Below are 18,029 nucleotides of genomic sequence, written 5' to 3'. Positions count from 1 at the left end.
CGCCCGCCCCCTCCCTCGGAGCCCCACCGCTCCTGCACCCCCGAACGACGGAAGGATCGACCATGGCGATCACCGACGCTCCGCCCATCGAGGTCGGAGCGAGCAAGCGGATCCGGCCCCGCCGCCGGCAGCGCCTCACCGGTAGGCGCATCACCCCCTGGCTCTTCCTGGCGGTCCCGCTGGCGTTCCTGGTCGTGCTGACGTACATCCCGGTCGCGAACATGTTCTGGTACAGCGTCACCGACTGGGACGGCCTGGACCCCGACAAGACCTTCGTCGGCCTCGAGAACTACGTCGAGATCTTCACGCGGCCCGAGATCTTCCGGGTCTTCTTCGTCAGCCTGTTCTACCTCGCCGGCGCGATCGCGCAGCTCGGCCTCGCCCTCTTCTTCGCGACGCTGCTGAGCTTCCGCACCCGGTTCCGCAACTTCTTCAAGGGCGTCATCTTCTTCCCCTACCTGATCAACGGCGTCGCCATCGGGCTGATGTTCCTCTACTTCTTCCGCCCGGACGGAACGCTCGACGCGGTGCTCGGCGTCTTCGGCGTGCAGGACACCCCGCAGTGGCTCGGCGACCCCTCCGTCGTCAACGTGTCCCTCGCGGCCACCTCGGTCTGGCGCTACATGGGGCTGAACTTCGTGCTGTTCCTCGGTGCGATCCAGTCGGTCCCGGAGGAGCAGTACGAGGCGGCGGATCTCGACGGCGCGAGCGCGTTCGACAAGTTCCGCTACATCATCGTGCCGAGCATCCGGCGCATCCTCGGGCTGTCCTTCATCCTCGCGATCGCCGGGGCGCTCTCGGCCTTCGAGATGCCCTACATCATGACCGGCGGCGCGAACGGGTCCGAGACCTTCGTGATCCAGACCGTCGACACCGCCTTCCGCTACTCCAAGGTCGGCCTCGCGTCGGCGATGGCCGTGGTGCTGCTGGCGATCGTGCTGATCATCACGGCCGTGCAGCGGCGCGTGTTCCCCGACGAGAAGGCGAGCCAGGAATGACCAGCACCCAGCAGCGCCCCCCGGCGGTCACCGGTCTCCCGGTGACGCGGCAGGCGGCCGTGAAGGAGCGGCGCACCCGCCGGTCGGCGGGATCCGTCCTCGGCTCGATCGGGAAGTACGGCTCGCTGATCGTGGCCTGCCTCTTCGCTCTCGTGCCGATCGTCACGATCGTGATGCTCGCGTTCAAGACCTCGGCGGAGTACCGGGGCACCGGACCGCTCACGCCGCCCTCGAACTGGTTCAACCTCGAGAACTTCGCCATCGCCTTCACGCAGGGCGGGATGGTCACCGGGTTCCTCAACACCGGGATCATCCTCGTCGTCTCGATCGTGGGCACCGTGCTGATCGGCACGATGGCCGCCTACGCGATCGACCGGTTCCGCTTCCGCGGGCGGAGCATGGTGACCGGGCTCTTCCTGCTCGCGACGCTGGTCCCGTCCGTCACCACGCAGGTGGCGACGTTCCAGGTGATCAACGCCCTCGACCTCTTCAACACCCGCTGGTCGGCGATCCTGCTGTTCACGGGCACCGACATCGTCGCGATCTACATCTTCCTGCAGTTCATGCAGTCGATCCCGGTCTCGCTGGACGAGGCCGCGATGCTCGACGGAGCGAGCCGCTTCACCGTGTACTGGCGGATCGTGCTCCCGCTGCTGAAGCCCGCGATCGCGACCGTGGTGATCATCAAGGGGATCGCGGTCTACAACGAGTTCTACATCCCCTTCCTCTACATGCCCTCCCGCGACCTCGGCGTGATCTCGACCTCCCTCTTCCGCTTCATGGGGCCCTTCGGGGCGCAGTGGGAGGTCATCGCCGCCGGCACGATCCTCGTGATCGTCCCGACGTTGATCGCGTTCCTCTTCCTCCAGCGCTTCATCTACAACGGACTGACATCAGGAGCTACGAAGTGACCCACACCCTCGACACCACTCCTCGCACCGCGGCGGCCACCAGCCGTCCGCTGCACGACGGCTGGAGTGTCCGCGCGACCCGCGGGCCGATCCCCGCCGAGCTGGTCTCGGCCGTCGTCCCCGCGGTGGTCCCCGGCCTCGTCCACACCGATCTGCTCGCGGCCGGGCTGATCCCCGACCCCTATCTCGACCAGAACGAGAAGAAGGTCACCTGGATCGGCGAGACGGACTGGGAGTACTCCTCCTCGTTCGACTGGGCCCCCGACGGCCGCGACGTGCACGAGCTCGTCTTCGAGGGCCTGGACACGGTGGCCGTCGTCACGCTGAACGGGCGCGAGATCGCCCGCACCCGCAACCAGCACCGCACCTACCGGATCCGCGTCGACGAGGCTCTGCAGGAGGGGGCGAACGAGCTGGTCGTCGCCTTCGCCTCGCCCGTCGCCGAGGCCGACCGAGCGAGCCTCGAGATCGGCTACCGGCCGCACACCTACTCCCACCCCTTCAACGCCCTGCGGAAGGCCGCCTGCAACTTCGGCTGGGACTGGGGGCTGGACGCCGCCTCCGCCGGCATCTGGAAGCCGGTGACCCTCCAGGCCTGGAGCGGTGCGCGCCTCGCCTCGGTGCGCCCCGTGGTCACGGTCGACGGGACGACCGGCCGCGTCGAGCTGCACGTGGGGCTCGACCGGGCCTCGGACGCCGAGGTGGAGGTGCGCGCCTCCGTCGCCGGCGCGGAGGCCGTGGCGAGCGTCCCCGGTGGCGAGCGCACCGCGGTCCTCCACCTCGAGGCGGCCGACGTGGCCCTCTGGTGGCCGCGGGGCTTCGGCGGGCAGCCGCTCCACGACCTCGAGGTCGCGCTCCTGCAGGGCGGAGCCGTCATCGACGAGCGCTCCCAGCGGATCGGCTTCCGGACCCTGGAGGTGCAGCTCGACCGCGACGACGAGGGCACCTCGTTCCGCTTCGTCGTCAACGGCGAGCCCGTCTGGATCCGCGGAGCCAACTGGATCCCGGACGACGCCTTCATCACCCGGGTCGACCGCGAGCGCCTCGCCCGCAGGATGGACCAGGCCGAGTCCGCGAACCTCAACCTCCTCCGCATCTGGGGCGGCGGCTACTTCGAGTCCGACGACTTCTACGACCTCTGCGACGAGCGCGGCATCCTCGTCTGGCAGGACTTCCTCTTCGCCTGCGCGGCCTACGCGGAGGAGGAGCCGCTCCGCAGCGAGGTCGAGGCGGAGGTCCGCGACAACGTCACGCGGATCATGCCGCACCCGAGCCTCGCGCTCTGGAACGGCAACAACGAGAACATCTGGGGCTTCGAGGAGTGGGGCTGGGAGAAGCGCCTCCAGGGCCGCACCTGGGGCCTGGGCTACTACCTCGATCTGCTCCCGCGCCTGGTCGCCGAGCTCGACCCGGCGCGCTCGTACACGCCCGGGAGCCCCTGGTCGGGCGACCCGCAGATCTTCGCGAACGACCTCGACCACGGCTCCGTGCACCTCTGGGAGCTGTGGAACCGCGTCGACTACCCCGCCTACCGGGACGCCCACGCGCGATTCGTCGCCGAGTTCGGCTGGCAGGGGCCGGCGTCGTGGTCGACCATCCAGCGCTCGATCTCGGACTCGCCGCTGACTCCCGAGTCGCCCGGGATGATCCACCACCAGAAGGCGACCGACGGCAACGACAAGCTGACCGACGGTCTCGTCGCTCACCTCCCGCTGCCCGACGACACGGAGGACTGGCACTGGGCGATGTCGCTCAACCAGGCGCTCGCGGTGACGCTCGCGATCGAGCACCAGCGCTCCGAGAGCCCGCGCTGCATGGGCTCGATCGTCTGGCAGCTCAACGACTGCTGGCCGGTCACCTCGTGGGCCGCGGTGGACGGCGACGGCACCGCCAAGCCGCTCCTCTACGCGCTCAAGCACGTCTTCGAGGACCGTCTGCTCACCGTGCAGCCGCGCGGGGAGGGGCTCGCCGTGGTCGCCGTGGGCGACTCCCCCGAGGAGTGGGCCGGCGAGTGCGTCGTGCGCCGCCTGGCGTTCGACGGGACGGTGCTGGCGGAGGAGCGGCAGGAGCTCGCGGTCGGGGCGCGCTCGGTGCGCACCCTGCCGATCGGGTCCGGCGTGGCGACGCCCGAGGACGCCGCCGCCGAGCTGCTCGTCGTCGACTTCGCCGGGACGCGCGCGTTCTGGTTCTTCGCCGAGTACCGCGACTCCGCCCTGGAGGCCGCGCGCCTGCGCACGAGCGCCGCCCCCGTCGAGGGCGGAGTGCAGGTGACCGTCACCGCCGAGAACCTCGTGCGCGACGTCACCCTCCTGGTCGACAAGGTGGACCCGTCCGCCGTCGTCGACGACCAGCTGGTCACGCTGCTGCCGGGCGAGAGCGTCGTCTTCACGGTGCGCGGCTCCGGTCTCGACACCGAGGCGCTGGTGTCGCCGAGCGTGCTGCGCACGGCCAACCAGCTCGTCGCCGACTGGGCCTGATCCGCGGTGAGCACGCAGCCCGCCCTGGCCGTCGACGTCGGCGGCACGAAGATCGAGACCGCCCTCGTCGACGCCGGGGGCGGGCTCGTGCCCGGCACGCGGCACCGGCGCGCGACCGGCCCCGCCCTGACTCCTGAGGAGTTCGAGCGGGCGCTCGCGGAGTGCGTCGCCGCCTCGACGGCCGGGGCGGACGTCGTCGGCGTCGGCGCCGGATCCGCGGGGCCGATCGACCTCGACGGCGGCCGGATCCGACCGAAGAACCTCCCGCTGCTCCACGGCGTCCCGCTCCGGGAGGCGCTCGAGCGGCTCGTGCCCGGTCGGCCGGTCGAGCTGCGCCTCGACGGGACCTGCATCGCCCTCGCCGAGCACTGGTACGGGGCCAACCGGGGCGCCGTCTCCTCGGTGAGCCTCGTCGTGTCGACCGGGATCGGCGGCGGGATCGTCCTCGACGGCCGGGTGCTGGCGGGCCGCTCCGGCAACGCCGGCCACCTGGGCCAGGTGCACGTCGCCGACGCCGACCCCGAGGAGGGGAGCGACGGGACGCTCGAGAGCATCGCCTCCGGACCGAGCACCGTCGCCTGGGCCCGGCGCCGGGGCTTCGCCGGGAGCACCGGGGAGGAGCTCGGGCGCGCGGCCGCGGACGGCGACGCCGTGGCCCTGTCCGCGGTCCGCCGCTCCGCCGAGGCCGTCGGCACGGCGATCGCGGGCGCGGCGACCCTGCTCGACGTGCACGACTTCGCCGTCGGCGGCGGTTTCGCGGGCGTGACCCGCGACTACCTCCACCTCGTGCAGGCGAGCGCCCGGGAGCACGCTGTCCTGGACTACGCCCGCGGTCTCGACGTCCGCCCGTCCGGGCTCGGCGGGGAGGGGCCTCTGATCGGCGCGGCCGCCCTGATCCTCCGATCGACGGCGGCGGCGCGCGAGCCCGCCCTCGTGCCGTGAGCGGCATCTCCTCCGAGCATCCGCTCCGCTCGGCCCTGCGCCCGTCGCGGCACCGGGTCGTCGGGGCGGCGCTCGCCTACGTCGTCAAGGACAGCCCGCTGTGGATCCTGCCGCTCGTCACCGCCGCCGTGGTCGACGCCCTCGTCGACGGCCGGTCGCCATCGGCGCTCGTCGTGCCGGCCGCGGCCGCCGCGGCGACGATCTTCGCGAACATCGGGGCGAACGCGGTCTACGTGCGGCTCTCCTCGTCCGCCGTCCGCGCGCTGGGCCTGCGGCTGCGGGAGGCGCTCGCCGAGCGGCTGCAGAGCCTCTCGCTCGACTACCACTCGCGAGGCAGCGCCTCCATCGCCCAGACGAAGGTGGTGCGCGACGTCGAGAACCTCGAGCTGATGCTGCAGCAGGCCTTCGGGCCGGTGCTGACAGCGCTGGTGGTGCTCGTCGGAGCCGGAGTGGCGACGGGCACGAGGGTGCCGCAGTTCCTGCTGGTGTTCGCGCTGACCGTCCCGCTCGCGGCCGCACTCGTGCTCTGGCTCCGTCGGCGGACAGCGGCCGGCAACGAGGCGTTCCGGCGCCACGTCGAGACGATGTCCGGCACCGTCGGCGAGATGTCCGCGCTCCTCGAGGTCACCCGCGCCCACGGCCTCGAGAAGGTCTCGGTCCAGCGGGTGGTGGAGGCCGCCCGCCGCGTCGAGCGGGCGGGCGTCGCCCTCGACCGCCTGAACGGGCGCTTCGGGGCGCTGTCGTGGAGCAGCTACCAGCTCATCACGCTCGGCTCGCTCTTCGGCGCAGCCGTCATCGCGATGATGGGCGTCCTGCCGGTGACGGTCGGCGAGGTCGTGCTGCTGAGCTCCTACTTCGCGCTGCTCACCGGGACGATCACGGCGGCGTTCCAGACTGCTCCGCTGGTCACCCGCGGCCTCGAGTCGCGCCGCTCGATCGCCGAGGTCCTGGCGGACCCCGACGTGGAGCACAACGAGGGCGAGCCGGTCGTCGACGCCCTCGCCGGAGGAGTCGAGCTCGACCGGGTGAGCGTCGACTACGGCGACCGGCGCGTGCTGCACGACGTGTCGCTCCGGATCGCCCCGGGGGAGACCGTGGCCTTCGTCGGCCCCTCCGGCTCGGGGAAGTCGACGCTGACCCGGGTGGTCCTCGGATTCGTCCGCCCCTCGCAGGGCCGCGTGCTGCTCGACGGCCGTGACATCGCCGCCCTCGACATGCGCACGGCCCGCCGCTTCGTCTCGGTCGTGCCGCAGGAGTCGGTGCTCTTCCGCGGCAGCATCCGCGACAACGTGCTCTACGGGACAGCGGACGCCGACGACCACCGGCTCGAGGCGGCGCTGCGGGCGGCGAACGCGGAGTTCGTCCTCGAGCTGCCCGACGGCTGGGACACGGTCGTGGGGGAGCGGGGCGCCCTGCTGTCGGGAGGCCAGCGCCAGCGCCTCGCGATCGCGCGGGCCCTGATCCGCGACCCCCGTCTGCTCGTGCTCGACGAGGCGACCGCCGCACTCGATCCGCGCACCGAGCGCGAGGTCCGGCTCGCCCTCGACCGGCTGCGCGAGGGGCGCACGACGCTGATCGTCGCCCACCGCCTGAGCACCGTCCGCACGGCCGACCGGATCGTGGTGCTCAGCGAGGGGCGCGTCGTGGAGCAGGGGACGCACGATGAGCTGCTCGCGACGGGCGGCGCGTACGCCGCGCTGCACGCGACGGCCTGAGCGGGCCGCCGCCGCGTCCATCCGTCGTCCGCGGCCCGTGCCCTCCGCCGGGACGGGCCGCTGCTGACGGATCGACGCGCTGCACGCGACGGCCTGAGCGGGCCGCCGCCGCGTCCATCCGTCGTCCGCGGCCCGTGCCCTCCGCCGGGACGGGCCGCTGCTGACGGATCGATCGCGGGTGCGGCCCAGCGGGAGCATCGTTAGCGTGGAGGTCCGCGCTGATCGCCGGCGCCGAGGGGAGCCCCATGGATCAGACCGTCGAGATCGACGCCCGGGCGGAGGCCCTGCGCGCCGACCCCGAGAGCTTCGCGGCGATGGACGCGCTCTGGCGCAGCGTCTACGCCCTGCCGATGTGGTGCTTCATCGCGCGGGGGCCGGACGACGCGCCCACCCCCTTCGTCGGCGGCCTGGAGTCGGGGCCGATGGTCTTCGCCTTCACCACGGGGGAGCGCGCCCGCGCCGGGGCGCTGCACGCCGGCCTCTCCGACGAGGACGCGTCGCGCGTGCTGAAGGTGCCGATGCCGGCCGCGCTCGAGTGGATCGCGGCGATGGGATCCTCCGGAGTCGCGGGAGTGGTCTTCGACCTGCCCCGCTTCGGGTACTTCGCGCCCCTCCAGAACCTGCTGCCGATGCGCGACTTCATGGCGGCGAACCCGCCGGCCTGAGCCCCGCCCCGTCGAGACCAGCGGATCCGCCGATACCAGCTGTTCCGCTGGTTGTCGCCGCCCCGAACTGGTCACTGGACGACACCCGAGGATGGTGGGCCGGAGGCGCGCCCGTCCTCCGAGGACGAGGCCGGGAGACGCCGATGGGGAAGCTGCACTACGACGGATCGGTCGAGATCGACGTCGAGGACCGGGTGCTCGCCCACCTGCAGATCGTCCTCACCGCGAAGCTGCGCCGGGGGGAGTCGTGCCTGCTCACCTGGCGCGACGAGAACGGGATGAGCGACGGCCGCAGCGCGATCTGGCTGCACCCCTCGCACACGCTCCGCTACACCTACGCCGGCGGCCGCATGCCCCGCATCAACCCCGCCTGGATCTCGGCGCTCACCGATCTCGCGAACTCCGCCGGCGGCCTCCGCTTCGTCCCCGAGCCGCCGGAGCCCGTGCGTCCCCCCGGCGGAAGCCCTCGCCGGTGACCGGCGTCCGGCCCCGTTCCCGGCCTCGGGCTCAGCAGCCGGAGTCGGCGGCGTCCGCGTCGAGCGCCGCCGCGGTGCCGAGCGCGATCAGCGACTGATCCGTCGCGACCGCGACCCTCGGGAAGCCCAGCGCTCGCAGCAGCCCGGCGCGCTCGCGGTCGCCGGCGTAGGCCCCGGCACCCTTGCCCGCGCGCCGGGCCGCCGCGGCGATCCTCGGCAGCGGGTCGTCCGGTCCGTCCGCGGCGAGCAGGTCGGACAGGTCCCGTCCGAGGCCGATCGCGAGGTCGAACGGGCCGACGAAGACTCCGCTCACGCCCGGCACCGCGAGGATCCGATCGACGGCGTCGAGGCCGGCCTGCGTCTCGATCATGACCCAGAGCGCGGTGAGCGCCTCGGCGGCCGACGGGGGAGCGGCGCCCCAGAGATCGGACATCGGCCCCCAGCTGCGGCGGCCGAGCGGCGGGTAGTGCGCGGCGCGGACGGCCGCGAGCGCCTCCTCGACCGTCTCGATCATCGGGACGACGACGACGTCCGCTCCGGCGTCGAGCGCCCTGCCGATCAGCGCGTCGGAGAGCCCCGCGACCCGGACGCCGACGGGCGGCCTCCCGCTCACGGCGCCGAGTGCGCGAAGGGAGGCGAGGACCGCGGCGTCGTCGAACGCGCCGTGCTGCGCGTCCAGGCACAGCCACGCCGGCCCGCCGCGCGCGATCTGCGCGACGGTCAGCGGCTCCCCGAGCCGGCACCACACCCCGTCGGCCCGACCGTCTCCGAGAACCCGTTCCGCATCCACGGGTCCGATCCTCGCGCACGGGGCGCCGCCTAGGAGAGGACCGCCAGCACCGTCGACAGGATCCCGAGGACGACGCCTGCCCCGAGCAGGATCAGGCCGGTCAGGCGCAGGGCCCGCACCGCGTCGCTCCACCGGTGCAGGCGGATGCGGTGCGGATCCTCCTCGCGGTAGTGCACCTCCCGCTGGTCCGACCGCGTCGGCGTCAGCGGGTCCCCGGCGGACAGCGGACGCGACCGGACTTCGCCGGCCCGGGTCACCCAGTGCAGCGCGAGGGGCGGACCCTCCTCGAGGTAGGCGGTCGTCGTCAGCCAGCGTCCGTCGATCAGCGCCGCGACGAACGCAGCGAGCAGGAACAGCACGCCGAGGGGGAGGGTGACCAGCGAGAGGGCCTCGGAGATCGTCTCCAGCATGCAGCGTCCCTCCGACCGGATCCGGTGCTGAGCGTACCGAGTCGGCGGCCGGCGCGTCCGCAGTGGGACGCGCCCCGCCGCCGAGCCCGCGGGCCTCAGCCCCAGGCGACCTCGAGGTCGACGACGAACGTCACTCCGAAGCGGTCGCGCAGCATCCCGTAGAGGGGCGACCAGGCCGCCGGGGCCAGGGGCACGACGACTGCCGCCCCCTCCGAGAGGCCGTCCCAGAGGCGGTGCAGCTCGTCGGCGTCGGAGCCGCGCAGCGACACGAACACCGGGATCGTGCCCGGGTCGTAAGCCGTGTGCGCAGGGACGTCGTACGCCATGACGCGGAAGCCGGCCTCGGAGACGACCTGGCCCCACATCAGCTGGTCGGCCTCGTCCGGCGCGGTGACAGCGTTCGCGTCCGCGTAGGACATCGCGTCGACCCGGCCTCCCGTGACCGAGGCGTAGAACTCCAGCGCCTCGCGGGCCTGTCCGCGGAAGTTGAGGTGGGTCGTCGTGGTGATGCTCATGGTGCGCTCCTCGCAGTCGTGCCGGGTCGATCACCCGGTGCCCCGACGCTCCCAGGAGAAGAGGACGGGAACGGTCCTCTTCTCGGAATACCCTCGGGACGTGCCCACGACGACCGAGCGGCTCCTCCTGCTCCTCTCCCTCCTGCAGACCCGCCGCGACTGGCCGGGCGGAGTGCTCGCCGAGCGCCTGGGGATCGCGCCGCGCACGGTGCGTCGCGACGTCGACCGGCTCCGCACGATGGGCTACCGGATCGACGCGGCGAAGGGCCCCGACGGCGGGTACCGGCTCGAGGCCGGCGCCGAGCTCCCGCCGCTGCTCTTCGACGACGAGCAGGTGCTCGCCCTCACCGCCGCCCTGCGCGCGCCGGTCGCGGGGCTCGAGGAGGCGTCGGCCCGCGCGCTGGCGACGGTGCGGCAGGTCCTGCCCGCCCGGCTCCGGCCCCGAGCTGATGCGCTGCGCTTCACGGTCGCGGCGGCGCCGGCCCCCGCGGTCCCCTCGGAGCGGCTGGTCGCGGTCGCGGCGGCCGTCCGGACCTGCGAGGTGCTCCGCTTCGCGCACGCGGAGGCGGTGCGCCGCGTCGAGCCCCACCACCTGGTCGCGCGTCAGGGCCGCTGGTACCTCATCGGCTTCGACCTCGACCGCGACGACTGGCGGGTGTTCCGCGTCGACCGGCTCGAGCCGCGCTCGCCCCGCGGTGCCCGCTTCCGCCGCCGGGCGCTGCCGGTCCGGAGTCCCGCCGAGTTCCTGGAGGCGCGGTTCCGCGGCGGAGCGCCCGGGGAGGGGTGGCCGTGCCGCGGCTCGGTCGTGCTGACGGCGCCCGCCGCCGAAGTCCTGCCCTACGCGGGCGACGGGGAGGTGGAGGACCTCGGCGACGCGGGCTGCCGACTCGCCCTCGGCGCCTGGTCGTGGGAGGCGCTCGCCGCGTCGTTCGGCCGGTTCGACGCTCCGATGGCCGGGGCCGAGCCGCCCGAGCTGGCCGCCGCGTTCCGCGTGCTCGCGGAGCGGTACGCCGCGGCGGGAGCCTGACCGGACCGCGGCGGCCGTCCGGCGCCGCTACTTCACCGAGTACCGGGCGCTCCCCGTGCTGCCGTCCGCCGTCGTGACCGTCAGCGTCCAGCAGGTGCCCCGCTTCGCGGGCACCGTCCACGCCTTCACGTAGCGGTTCGTCGCGGTGTCGTAGCGGAGGCGTCCGGTCAGGGTGGTCGTCGGCGCTCCGGCGAGGACGGCGCCGGCGGTGCAGGAGGTCTGCTTCTGCGTGACGCTGCGCACGTCGGCGAGGGCGGAGTGGCGGAACGTTCCCGCGGAGGACGTCGAGGTCACCTGGAACGTCATGCCGGTCGCGGCTCCGGCGGCCACGCTCTTCACCGAGGTGCTGAGCCCGCCGATCGTCCACGGGGTCACGGTGTAGGACGCGGTGAGGGTCGAGACGTTGCCCGCCCGGTCGGTCGCGGTCGCCCGGTACACGTGCGGACCGACGGAGCGGCCGCCGCCCGTGATCACGCAGGCGCCGGTGAGGCCCGAGAGCGCGTCGTCCGCGAGGCAGCGCGCCTCCGGGAGCACCGTGCCGTAGGGGTAGGACCCCTCGGGCCTCGACGTGAACGAGAGCTGCGGCTTCGTGGTGTCGATGGCGATGCCGCTGCGGGTCGTCGTGGCGCGGTTGCCCGCGTTGTCGACGGCGGTGCCGGTGACGCTCTGGCCGGGGCCCTCGCGCAGGATCCGCGCGGGGGTGCAGCTGCGGATCCCGGAGCCGCTGCCGTCGGCGCAGGAGAAGCCGACGGAGACGGGGGAGCGGAACCAGCCCGCGGCGTTCGGAGCCGCCGGCGCGGTCGTCGCGGTGATGGTGGGGACGCCGGTGTCGACGATCCGGTAGGTCGCCGCGGCGGTCGTGGTCAGTCCTCCGGGGTCGGTCCAGGTGCAGGTCGCCGTGCGGGTGCCGAGGCCGTTCACGAGCGTGCCGGTGACGACGGCCTCCTCGCTGAACGTTCCGCTCTCCGCATCCGTGATCGCGCAGGCGGCCCTCGGCTCCGAGCCCTTCTCGTAGGAGGCGCCGTCGGTGGCGGAGGCGACCGTCACGACGGGCGGGGTGTTCGCGGGGACCACGGTGACCGTGTGCGGCACGCCGGCCGTGGTGCCGTACGCGTTCCGCGCGCTCACCGTGAAGGTGGAGTCGCCTGCGGTGGTCGGCCTGCCCGAGACGACGCCCTCCGGCGAGAGGGCCACCCCCGCGGGAAGGGCGCCGGACGAGACCTCGAAGGTCGCAGCCGGGCCGGACGCCGTGAAGGTCGCGGAGTAGCGGGTCCCGGTCTTGACGAGCGTCTCGGCGGTGTCGGCGGTGAGGGTCGGCAGCGGGCCGATCGCGAAGGCGTGGTTGAAGCCGACCGCGATGCCGGTGGCGCCCGTGATCCCGGCCGGGACGTCCAGCTCCGTGTCGCCGTCGGGGTGCAGGGAGACGACGGTGCCGTCGGACGTCAGCAGGACGCTGAAGCCGATGCCGGCGGCGATCGCGGTGATGCCGCCGAGATCGGCGGGGACCCGCGGCAAGCCGGAGTCGGCGGGGTCGCCCCAGGTGACGACGGTGCCGTCCCGCTTCAGGGCGAGGCTGTGGGAGTAGCTGACCGAGACGGCGACGACGTCCCGGAGGCCCGCCGGGGCGGTGTACGCGCCCCTGTCGTCGCCGCCCCACGCCACGACCGTCCCGTCGGCGCGCAGCGCGAGGCTGTTCCAGCCGCCCGCGGCGATCGCGACCACTCCGGAGAGACCCGCCGGCACGTCGGTCGCTCCGAACTGATCGGAGCCCCAGGCCGCCACGGTCCCGTCGCCCCGCAGAGCGAGGGTGTGGTAGCTGCCCGCGGCGACGGCGGTCACGCCGCCGAGTCCGGCCGGGACGTCGGTCTGGCCCTGGCGGTCGTCGCCCCACGCGACGACCGTCCCCTCCATCGTGAGGGCGATGCTGTGGAGGTACCCGGTCGAGATCGCCGTCACCTCGCGGAGCCCGGCCGGCACGTCCCGCTCGCCCTCCAGATCCGCTCCCCAGGCCTCGACGGTGCCGTCGGTGTGGAGCGCGAGGGTGTGGCTGTAGCTGCTCGCGACGTCCGTGAGGTCGGACATGCCCGCCGGCACGTCCCACTCCCCGTTGAGGTAGCGCCCCCAGGCGGCGACGCCGTTGGCGAGGTGGTCGTTCCCGACCGGCACCGGGTCCGGCTCGGCGGAGGCGAGGGGGGCCGCAGTGCCGGCGAGCAGCGCGACGGTCGCGGTCAGAGCGAGCAGAGTGCGGCGCAGACCCGCGGCGGTGCGGGCGGGGCGCGGAGAAGCGGGGTCGGTCACGGGCTCACGCTAGGGGCCGGCTCTCCTCCGCGGCGGGGGCGGGGCGCCCTGTAGCGGACATGTCCTCTAGAGGGCGGAGCGCCGCTTCTCCAGGGCGGAGCCCGTCCCCTCCAGGGCGGAGCCTGGCCCCTCGGGGCCCGCGGCGGAAGGGCTTGCCCGGATCCGCGGCGGGCGATTGGCTGGAGGGCAGGAGAGAGAGGTGTCACCATGACGCAGACCTTCCCCGCCTGGTTGCGGGATCAGCAGAAGAGGGACGACGAGGTCGGCCGCTTCGCGCAGGCCTTCGGCGGTCGCGACGACCTGCCCGAGCACGGCGGCCGCGCGATCTACGACGGCTACTTCGCCAGCGAGCCCGAGTCGGCGCAGGCCGATCTGGACCGCGCCTGGATGGAGTTCGAGGCGCACCCCGAGCCGTCCGCCACGTCCGACGAGCCGGAGGGACTCCGATGACCGACCAGACCCCGAGCCCCGTCGAGGACCCGGACGACCAGTCCGACAAGCCGTCGCAGGCCGAGGGCGAGGACGAGCGCGACACCCCGCACGAGGTCCTGCCCGCCGAGGGCAAGCCCTCGAAGGCCGAGGGCTGAGCCGACGCACTGAGCCGACGCACTGAGCCGACGCACTGAGCCGACGCACTCCCCGGAGGGGCGCATCCTGCAGAGGGTGCGCCCCTCCGTCGCGTCAGCGCCCGGTGACCGCCAGCAGCTCGTGCGCCGCGGCGCTGTCCGGGTAGCGGGAGAGCACGCGCTCCAGATCGCGCCGAGCCGGAGCCGTGCGCCCGTCCGAGAGGAGCGTGCTCGCGCGCTCGAGCAGCGCCTCCGCCCGCAGCTCCACGGGCCGCGCACTGGTGACGGTCGGGCGCACCACCCGGTCGAACGCCTCGAGGGCGCCCTCGATCACGCCGAGCTCGCGAAGAGCGACGCCGCGGCGGATGAGCACCGCGGCGGAGGCGGCGTCCACGTTCTCGACGGGCGCCGAGAACTCGGCCACGTCGCTCCAGCGTCGGCGGGCGGAGTAGAGGGAGGCGAGCGTCGACGCCGCGAGGGTCGACGGCTCCAGGGTCTCGACCGCCACGGCAGCCGCGGCCGGATCCGTGGGTGCCGTCAGCTCGGCGTAGAGCAGGCGCAGCGCCGGGGCGTCGAGCGGCACCTCCACGTCGAGGCCGCCGCTCAGCGGCAGGCGGACGGTCAGCGCGATCCCGTAGCGGCGGAGGAAGGAGTCGGCCGACGGGTCGTAGCGGATGCGCACCAGCCAGCCGGTGAGCCGCAGAGCGCGATCGTCGTCCGCGGAGTGCAGGGCGTCGCGGACGAGCTCGACGACGGCCGCGAGGCGCGAGCCCTCGGGGGAGCCGGTGGTCGCCTCGTGCAGGTCCTCCGCCGGCGCCCCGGCGCGCACGAGCCGGAGCAGGGGCGCCTCCCACGCCGGAGCGAGGGCGGAGGGGCGCACGAGACCCGGCCCGCCGGGCATGCTGAGCCAACCGGACAGCCGGGAGCGGTGGTCCTCGGGGGAGAGCGGGTCCCCGGCCGCCCGGAGCCGGGGGCGTGTGAGGGCACGGAGCTCTCCGCTCCGCCGGAAGCCGACTGCCACGGCCGATCCCCCTCCGCGTGCGACGGCGGCTGAGGACCGTCGATCCGCCGAGTCTACGGCTTCGCCCCCCGCCGTCACCCCCGAACGGGGAGCGACGCGCTGGCGGCGATCCCCCGCCTCCCGTCGTCGCCCCCCGGCGCTGTCAGGCGCCGATCGAGCCCGCCGTGCGCAGCGGCATCACGTCGGGCTTCTCGGCGGTGCTCGCGATCGTCACGACCGCCTTCTCCTCGTTCGAGCGGAGCACGGCGTCCATGATCTCGAGCACGTGCAGGGCCACGCGGCCGGAGGCGCGGTGCGGGCGGTCCTCCGCGATCGCCTCCGCGAGGTCGGCCAGTCCCACTCCGCGACCGGTGTCGATCACGCCGGCGGAGTCGGGGACGACCCGCCAGTCCTCGTCGCGGACGGCGACCTCGACCGGGTCCGAGAACATGTTCGGATCCGGGACCGAGATGGTGCCCTCGGTGCCGTAGACCTCGAACTTCGGGGCCCGGCTGCGCCAGACCTCGAAGCTCACGGTGACGGTGGTGGCGACTCCGCTCGCGTGCTCGAGCAGCGCGGTGATGTGCGTGTCGATCGTCACCTCGATCGGCGTGCCCGCCTTCGGCCCGGTCTCGATCGTGCGCGGGCGGTCGGAGCGGGTGGCCAGGCCCGTGACGCGGACGACCGGCCCGAAGAAGTGCACGAGCGCCGTCAGGTAGTACGGGCCCATGTCCAGCAGCGGGCCGCCGCCGGGCTGGTAGTAGAACTCGGGCGCCGGGTGCCAGCGCTCGTGGCCGGGAGCGGCCCAGTGCACCTGCGCGGCGATCGGGGTGCCGATCGCGCCGGAGTCGAGGGTGAGGCGCGCGGTCTGCACGCCGGTCCCGAGCACCGTGTCCGGAGCGCTCGCGAAGCGCAGGCCCAGCTCGTCCGCGAGGTCGAGCATCGGCGCGGCCTCGGCCGGGGTCAGCCCGAGCGGCTTCTCGGCGAAGACGTGCTTGCCCGCCTTCAGGGCGCGGGTGCCGATCTCGACGTGCGCCGCCGGGATCGTGAGGTTCAGCACCGCGTCGATCTCCGGGTCGTCGATCAGCGCGTCGACGGTGAGGGCGCGGACGCCCTGTTCGTCGGCGACCTGCTGCGCCCGCTCCTGGTTCAGGTCGGCGACCGCGACGAGGCGGAGGCCGGGGAAGGTCGGGAGGTTCGCGAGGTACTGCTCGCTGATCTTCCCGACGCCGATGATGCCGACTCTCAGCGGGACGCCCACAGCATTCCCCTCTCGATGATCGTGCGGACGTTGTCGTCCTGGAGGATCTCGACGCGGTGGCCCGGCGTCGAGACGAAGATGCGGCCCTCGCCCCAGAGGCGGGTCCAGATCGCGGGGGAGGTGATGGGGCGCTTCCACGGGTCCCACGGGCGGACGGCCTGCGTGGTCGTGGCGAGCACGTCGTTGTAGTCGTCGTGCAGCACCCAGTACTGCTCCGTGACCAGCTCGAAGTCGGAGATGCCCTGCGTGATCGGGTGGTCGGCGGCGAGGGCCGTCATCTCGATCGTGTGCGGCATGTAGTTGTCCGACTGCTCGCCGGTGCGCTCGTCCGGGTGCTTGCCGGGGTGCGAGGCGAACTGGCCGCCGATCAGCTGCAGGTAGTCGGAGTTGTCGCGGTAGGAGTCGGCGATCCCGCCGTGCCAGCCGGCGAGGCCCGTGCCGCGCTCGACCGCCGCGCGGAGGCCCAGGAACTCCTCCCACTGGATGGAGGTCATCGTGTTCGACTGCACGATCAGGTCGACCGTCCGCATGTAGGCCTCGTCGGCGTACACGGCGGTCGACTCCTCGACGCGCACGTCGTAGCCGTTGTCGCGGAGGAACGGCAGGAACAGCTCGGTCGCCTCGACCGGTTGGTGGCCGTCCCAGCCCCCTCGGACGACGAGGGCCGTCTTGCCGGGAGTGGTCGGGGAGTGGTCGGTCATCGTCGTCCTCACGTGCGGGCGGATCGCTCCGCGGTTCGTCATCGAACAGGACTTGCGCAACTTCTGCGCGGGAGCCCCGGCGTCCGACCATCATGCACCGCGGTTCCCGGCGGGAGCAAGCCGTCCTGCCGCAGAGCTAGTTGCGAAAGTCGGCATCCGCTACGGTGAGCACATGCCCGACCACGACGACGTCTCCGGAGCGACCACCCGCCCGACCATGGCGCTCATCGCCGAGCGCGCCGGGACGAGCGTCCCCACCGTCTCGAAGGTGCTCAACGGCGGCACCGACGTCTCGGAGGCGACCCGTCTGCGCGTGATGGAGGCGGCGCACGCGCTCGGCTACCGCCGCCGACCGCGCCTGCGCCCGCCGGTCGAGGATCCGCACTCCGCCCAGATCGTCGACGTCGTCGTCGGCCACATCGGCGGCACCTGGATCGGACCGGTCCTCGAGGGGATCGAGGCCGAGGCCTCCGCCGCCGGGGCCGACCTGGTGCTCACCCGCGCCCGCGACGACGGGGCCTGGATCAGCCGCCTCCTCCGCCGCCCCTCACTCGGCGCCATCGTGGTGCTGGTCAACGTCTCGGCCGCGCAGCTGCACCTGCTGACCACCGCCGAGCTGCCCGTCGTCGTCGTCGACCCCAGCACGCGGCCGCCGGCCGACGTCGCGAGCGTCGGCGCGACCAACTGGGACGGGGGCCGCATGGCCGCCGAGCACCTGCTCGACGCCGGCCACACCCGCTTCGGCGTCCTCGGCGGCACCCGCACCCAGCTCTACAGCAGCGCCCGGATCGACGGCTTCACCACCGCGCTCCGCGCCGCCGGAGTCGAGGATCCGCGCGTCGCCTACTGCGACTGGGACCGCGAGCTGGCCCGCGAGGCCGCCGGGCTGATGCTCGCCGAGCCGGACGCGCCGACCGCCTTCTTCGCCTGCTCCGACGTGATGGCGCTCGGCGTCTACGAGGCCGCCGACGACGCCGGCCTCCGCATCCCGCGAGACCTCAGCGTCATCGGCTTCGACGACGTCGAGGAGTCGGCCTGGGCGACCCCGCCGATGACCACGATCCAGCAGCCCATCGGCGAGATGGGCGCCATCGCCTTCCGGATGCTGCACCAGGCGCACCGGTCGGCGACCCCGCTCGCCTCGGGAGCCTCGGCCACCCGCATGGAGCTGGAGACGCGGCTGATCCGCCGCGCCTCCGTCGCACCCGTGCGCGTCTAGCGCCGCCCGCTCGCCCTCCCGCCCCGCCCCCTCGGGATCGATGCGTCACGAACGGCCC

At 73.6% G+C, this 18,029-nt stretch carries 18 protein-coding genes; 11 read left to right on the top strand and 7 right to left on the bottom strand.

Features of this window, described 5'->3' with window-relative positions; translation table 11 throughout:
* The first annotated feature begins 62 nt into the window (after positions 1-62).
* The 7 genes from C5D36_RS10890 (at position 63) to C5D36_RS10860 (ending at position 8,184) form a co-directional block, all read left to right on the top strand.
* Positions 63-998 carry a carbohydrate ABC transporter permease gene (locus C5D36_RS10890; protein ID WP_104234025.1) on the top strand — a complete coding sequence of 312 codons (936 nt, stop codon included), beginning with the start codon at positions 63-65 and terminating at the stop codon, positions 996-998.
* Positions 995-1,909: a carbohydrate ABC transporter permease gene (locus tag C5D36_RS10885; RefSeq protein WP_104295819.1), complete on the top strand. Its 915-nt coding sequence runs from the start codon at positions 995-997 to the stop codon at positions 1,907-1,909. Before C5D36_RS10890 ends, C5D36_RS10885 begins: the two co-directional genes overlap by 4 nt.
* Positions 1,906-4,386 carry a glycoside hydrolase family 2 protein gene (locus C5D36_RS10880; RefSeq protein WP_181072862.1) on the top strand — a complete coding sequence of 827 codons (2,481 nt, stop codon included), beginning with the start codon at positions 1,906-1,908 and terminating at the stop codon, positions 4,384-4,386. Before C5D36_RS10885 ends, C5D36_RS10880 begins: the two co-directional genes overlap by 4 nt.
* A 6-nt stretch (positions 4,387-4,392) precedes the next feature.
* Positions 4,393-5,328 carry an ROK family protein gene (locus C5D36_RS10875; RefSeq protein WP_104238483.1) on the top strand — a complete coding sequence of 312 codons (936 nt, stop codon included), beginning with the start codon at positions 4,393-4,395 and terminating at the stop codon, positions 5,326-5,328.
* The gene (locus tag C5D36_RS10870; RefSeq protein WP_104295818.1) at positions 5,325-7,043 is read left to right on the top strand and encodes an ABC transporter ATP-binding protein; all 1,719 of its coding nucleotides are present in this window, start codon (positions 5,325-5,327) and stop codon (positions 7,041-7,043) included. The genes C5D36_RS10875 and C5D36_RS10870 overlap by 4 nt, the downstream gene beginning before the upstream one ends.
* A 245-nt stretch (positions 7,044-7,288) precedes the next feature.
* Entirely contained in the window at positions 7,289-7,708 is a 420-nt protein-coding gene (locus C5D36_RS10865; protein ID WP_104224305.1) for a hypothetical protein, read from the top strand.
* A 143-nt stretch (positions 7,709-7,851) separates the two neighbouring features.
* Positions 7,852-8,184 (top strand): ATP-dependent DNA ligase, encoded by a 333-nt coding sequence (locus tag C5D36_RS10860; protein ID WP_104295817.1) that lies wholly within the window; start codon positions 7,852-7,854, stop codon positions 8,182-8,184.
* A gap of 31 nt (positions 8,185-8,215) precedes the next feature.
* Here C5D36_RS10860 and C5D36_RS16865 read toward each other — a convergent pair whose 3' ends face one another.
* From C5D36_RS16865 to C5D36_RS10850, 3 genes are all read right to left on the bottom strand, one after another.
* The gene (locus C5D36_RS16865) at positions 8,216-8,974 is read right to left on the bottom strand and encodes an HpcH/HpaI aldolase/citrate lyase family protein (RefSeq protein ID WP_181072860.1); all 759 of its coding nucleotides are present in this window, start codon (positions 8,972-8,974) and stop codon (positions 8,216-8,218) included.
* A 29-nt stretch (positions 8,975-9,003) separates the two neighbouring features.
* The gene (locus tag C5D36_RS16860) at positions 9,004-9,384 is read right to left on the bottom strand and encodes a hypothetical protein (protein ID WP_181072858.1); all 381 of its coding nucleotides are present in this window, start codon (positions 9,382-9,384) and stop codon (positions 9,004-9,006) included.
* A gap of 95 nt (positions 9,385-9,479) precedes the next feature.
* On the bottom strand, positions 9,480-9,899 hold the full coding sequence (locus C5D36_RS10850; RefSeq protein ID WP_104224302.1) for a VOC family protein: 420 nt from the start codon (positions 9,897-9,899) through the stop codon (positions 9,480-9,482).
* Between the two features lie 100 nt (positions 9,900-9,999).
* Here C5D36_RS10850 and C5D36_RS10845 point away from each other — a divergent pair, with 100 nt between their 5' ends.
* The gene (locus C5D36_RS10845) at positions 10,000-10,926 is read left to right on the top strand and encodes a YafY family protein (protein ID WP_258062919.1); all 927 of its coding nucleotides are present in this window, start codon (positions 10,000-10,002) and stop codon (positions 10,924-10,926) included.
* 27 nt (positions 10,927-10,953) lie between these two features.
* Here the strand turns inward: C5D36_RS10845 and C5D36_RS10840 are convergent, their stop codons facing one another.
* Positions 10,954-13,224 carry a PxKF domain-containing protein gene (locus C5D36_RS10840; RefSeq protein WP_104295815.1) on the bottom strand — a complete coding sequence of 757 codons (2,271 nt, stop codon included), beginning with the start codon at positions 13,222-13,224 and terminating at the stop codon, positions 10,954-10,956.
* Between the two features lie 207 nt (positions 13,225-13,431).
* On the opposite strand from C5D36_RS10840, the gene C5D36_RS10835 reads away from it, so the two are divergent.
* Both C5D36_RS10835 and C5D36_RS16855 read left to right on the top strand, forming a co-directional pair.
* The gene (locus tag C5D36_RS10835; protein WP_104227148.1) at positions 13,432-13,674 is read left to right on the top strand and encodes a hypothetical protein; all 243 of its coding nucleotides are present in this window, start codon (positions 13,432-13,434) and stop codon (positions 13,672-13,674) included.
* Positions 13,671-13,811, top strand: coding sequence for a hypothetical protein (locus C5D36_RS16855; protein ID WP_181028825.1), 141 nt, complete (start codon positions 13,671-13,673; stop codon positions 13,809-13,811). Before C5D36_RS10835 ends, C5D36_RS16855 begins: the two co-directional genes overlap by 4 nt.
* A 94-nt stretch (positions 13,812-13,905) precedes the next feature.
* On the opposite strand, the gene C5D36_RS10830 is transcribed toward C5D36_RS16855, so the two are convergent.
* From C5D36_RS10830 to C5D36_RS10820, 3 genes are all read right to left on the bottom strand, one after another.
* Entirely contained in the window at positions 13,906-14,691 is a 786-nt protein-coding gene (locus C5D36_RS10830; RefSeq protein WP_104354956.1) for a tol-pal system YbgF family protein, read from the bottom strand.
* Between the two features lie 262 nt (positions 14,692-14,953).
* Entirely contained in the window at positions 14,954-16,051 is a 1,098-nt protein-coding gene (locus C5D36_RS10825; RefSeq protein ID WP_104295813.1) for a Gfo/Idh/MocA family protein, read from the bottom strand.
* A complete protein-coding gene (locus C5D36_RS10820) occupies positions 16,036-16,752 on the bottom strand; it encodes a ThuA domain-containing protein (RefSeq protein ID WP_104224320.1) in 717 nt (238 codons plus the stop codon). The genes C5D36_RS10825 and C5D36_RS10820 overlap by 16 nt, the downstream gene beginning before the upstream one ends.
* A gap of 172 nt (positions 16,753-16,924) precedes the next feature.
* On the opposite strand from C5D36_RS10820, the gene C5D36_RS10815 reads away from it, so the two are divergent.
* Positions 16,925-17,971 carry a LacI family DNA-binding transcriptional regulator gene (locus tag C5D36_RS10815; RefSeq protein WP_104295812.1) on the top strand — a complete coding sequence of 349 codons (1,047 nt, stop codon included), beginning with the start codon at positions 16,925-16,927 and terminating at the stop codon, positions 17,969-17,971.
* Positions 17,972-18,029 lie beyond the last annotated feature (58 nt).

It is taken from the genome of Rathayibacter sp. AY1C6, assembly GCF_002931535.1.
GTDB lineage: Bacteria > Actinomycetota > Actinomycetes > Actinomycetales > Microbacteriaceae > Rathayibacter.
This window is presented reverse-complemented; position numbering and strand designations above follow the sequence as displayed.

Bases quoted from the DNA above. Each gene is read 5' to 3' on its own strand.
- C5D36_RS10865 (WP_104224305.1), top strand. From the start codon at position 7,289: ATGGATCAGACCGTCGAGATCGACGCCCGGGCGGAGGCCCTGCGCGCC.
- C5D36_RS10850 (WP_104224302.1), bottom strand. From the start codon at position 9,899: ATGAGCATCACCACGACGACCCACCTCAACTTCCGCGGACAGGCCCGC.
- C5D36_RS10860 (WP_104295817.1), top strand. From the start codon at position 7,852: ATGGGGAAGCTGCACTACGACGGATCGGTCGAGATCGACGTCGAGGAC.
- C5D36_RS10815 (WP_104295812.1), top strand. From the start codon at position 16,925: ATGCCCGACCACGACGACGTCTCCGGAGCGACCACCCGCCCGACCATG.
- C5D36_RS10835 (WP_104227148.1), top strand. From the start codon at position 13,432: ATGACGCAGACCTTCCCCGCCTGGTTGCGGGATCAGCAGAAGAGGGAC.
- C5D36_RS10820 (WP_104224320.1), bottom strand. From the start codon at position 16,752: ATGACCGACCACTCCCCGACCACTCCCGGCAAGACGGCCCTCGTCGTC.
- C5D36_RS10885 (WP_104295819.1), top strand. From the start codon at position 995: ATGACCAGCACCCAGCAGCGCCCCCCGGCGGTCACCGGTCTCCCGGTG.
- C5D36_RS10890 (WP_104234025.1), top strand. From the start codon at position 63: ATGGCGATCACCGACGCTCCGCCCATCGAGGTCGGAGCGAGCAAGCGG.
- C5D36_RS10830 (WP_104354956.1), bottom strand. From the start codon at position 14,691: ATGCCCGGCGGGCCGGGTCTCGTGCGCCCCTCCGCCCTCGCTCCGGCG.
- C5D36_RS16855 (WP_181028825.1), top strand. From the start codon at position 13,671: ATGACCGACCAGACCCCGAGCCCCGTCGAGGACCCGGACGACCAGTCC.
- C5D36_RS16860 (WP_181072858.1), bottom strand. From the start codon at position 9,384: ATGCTGGAGACGATCTCCGAGGCCCTCTCGCTGGTCACCCTCCCCCTC.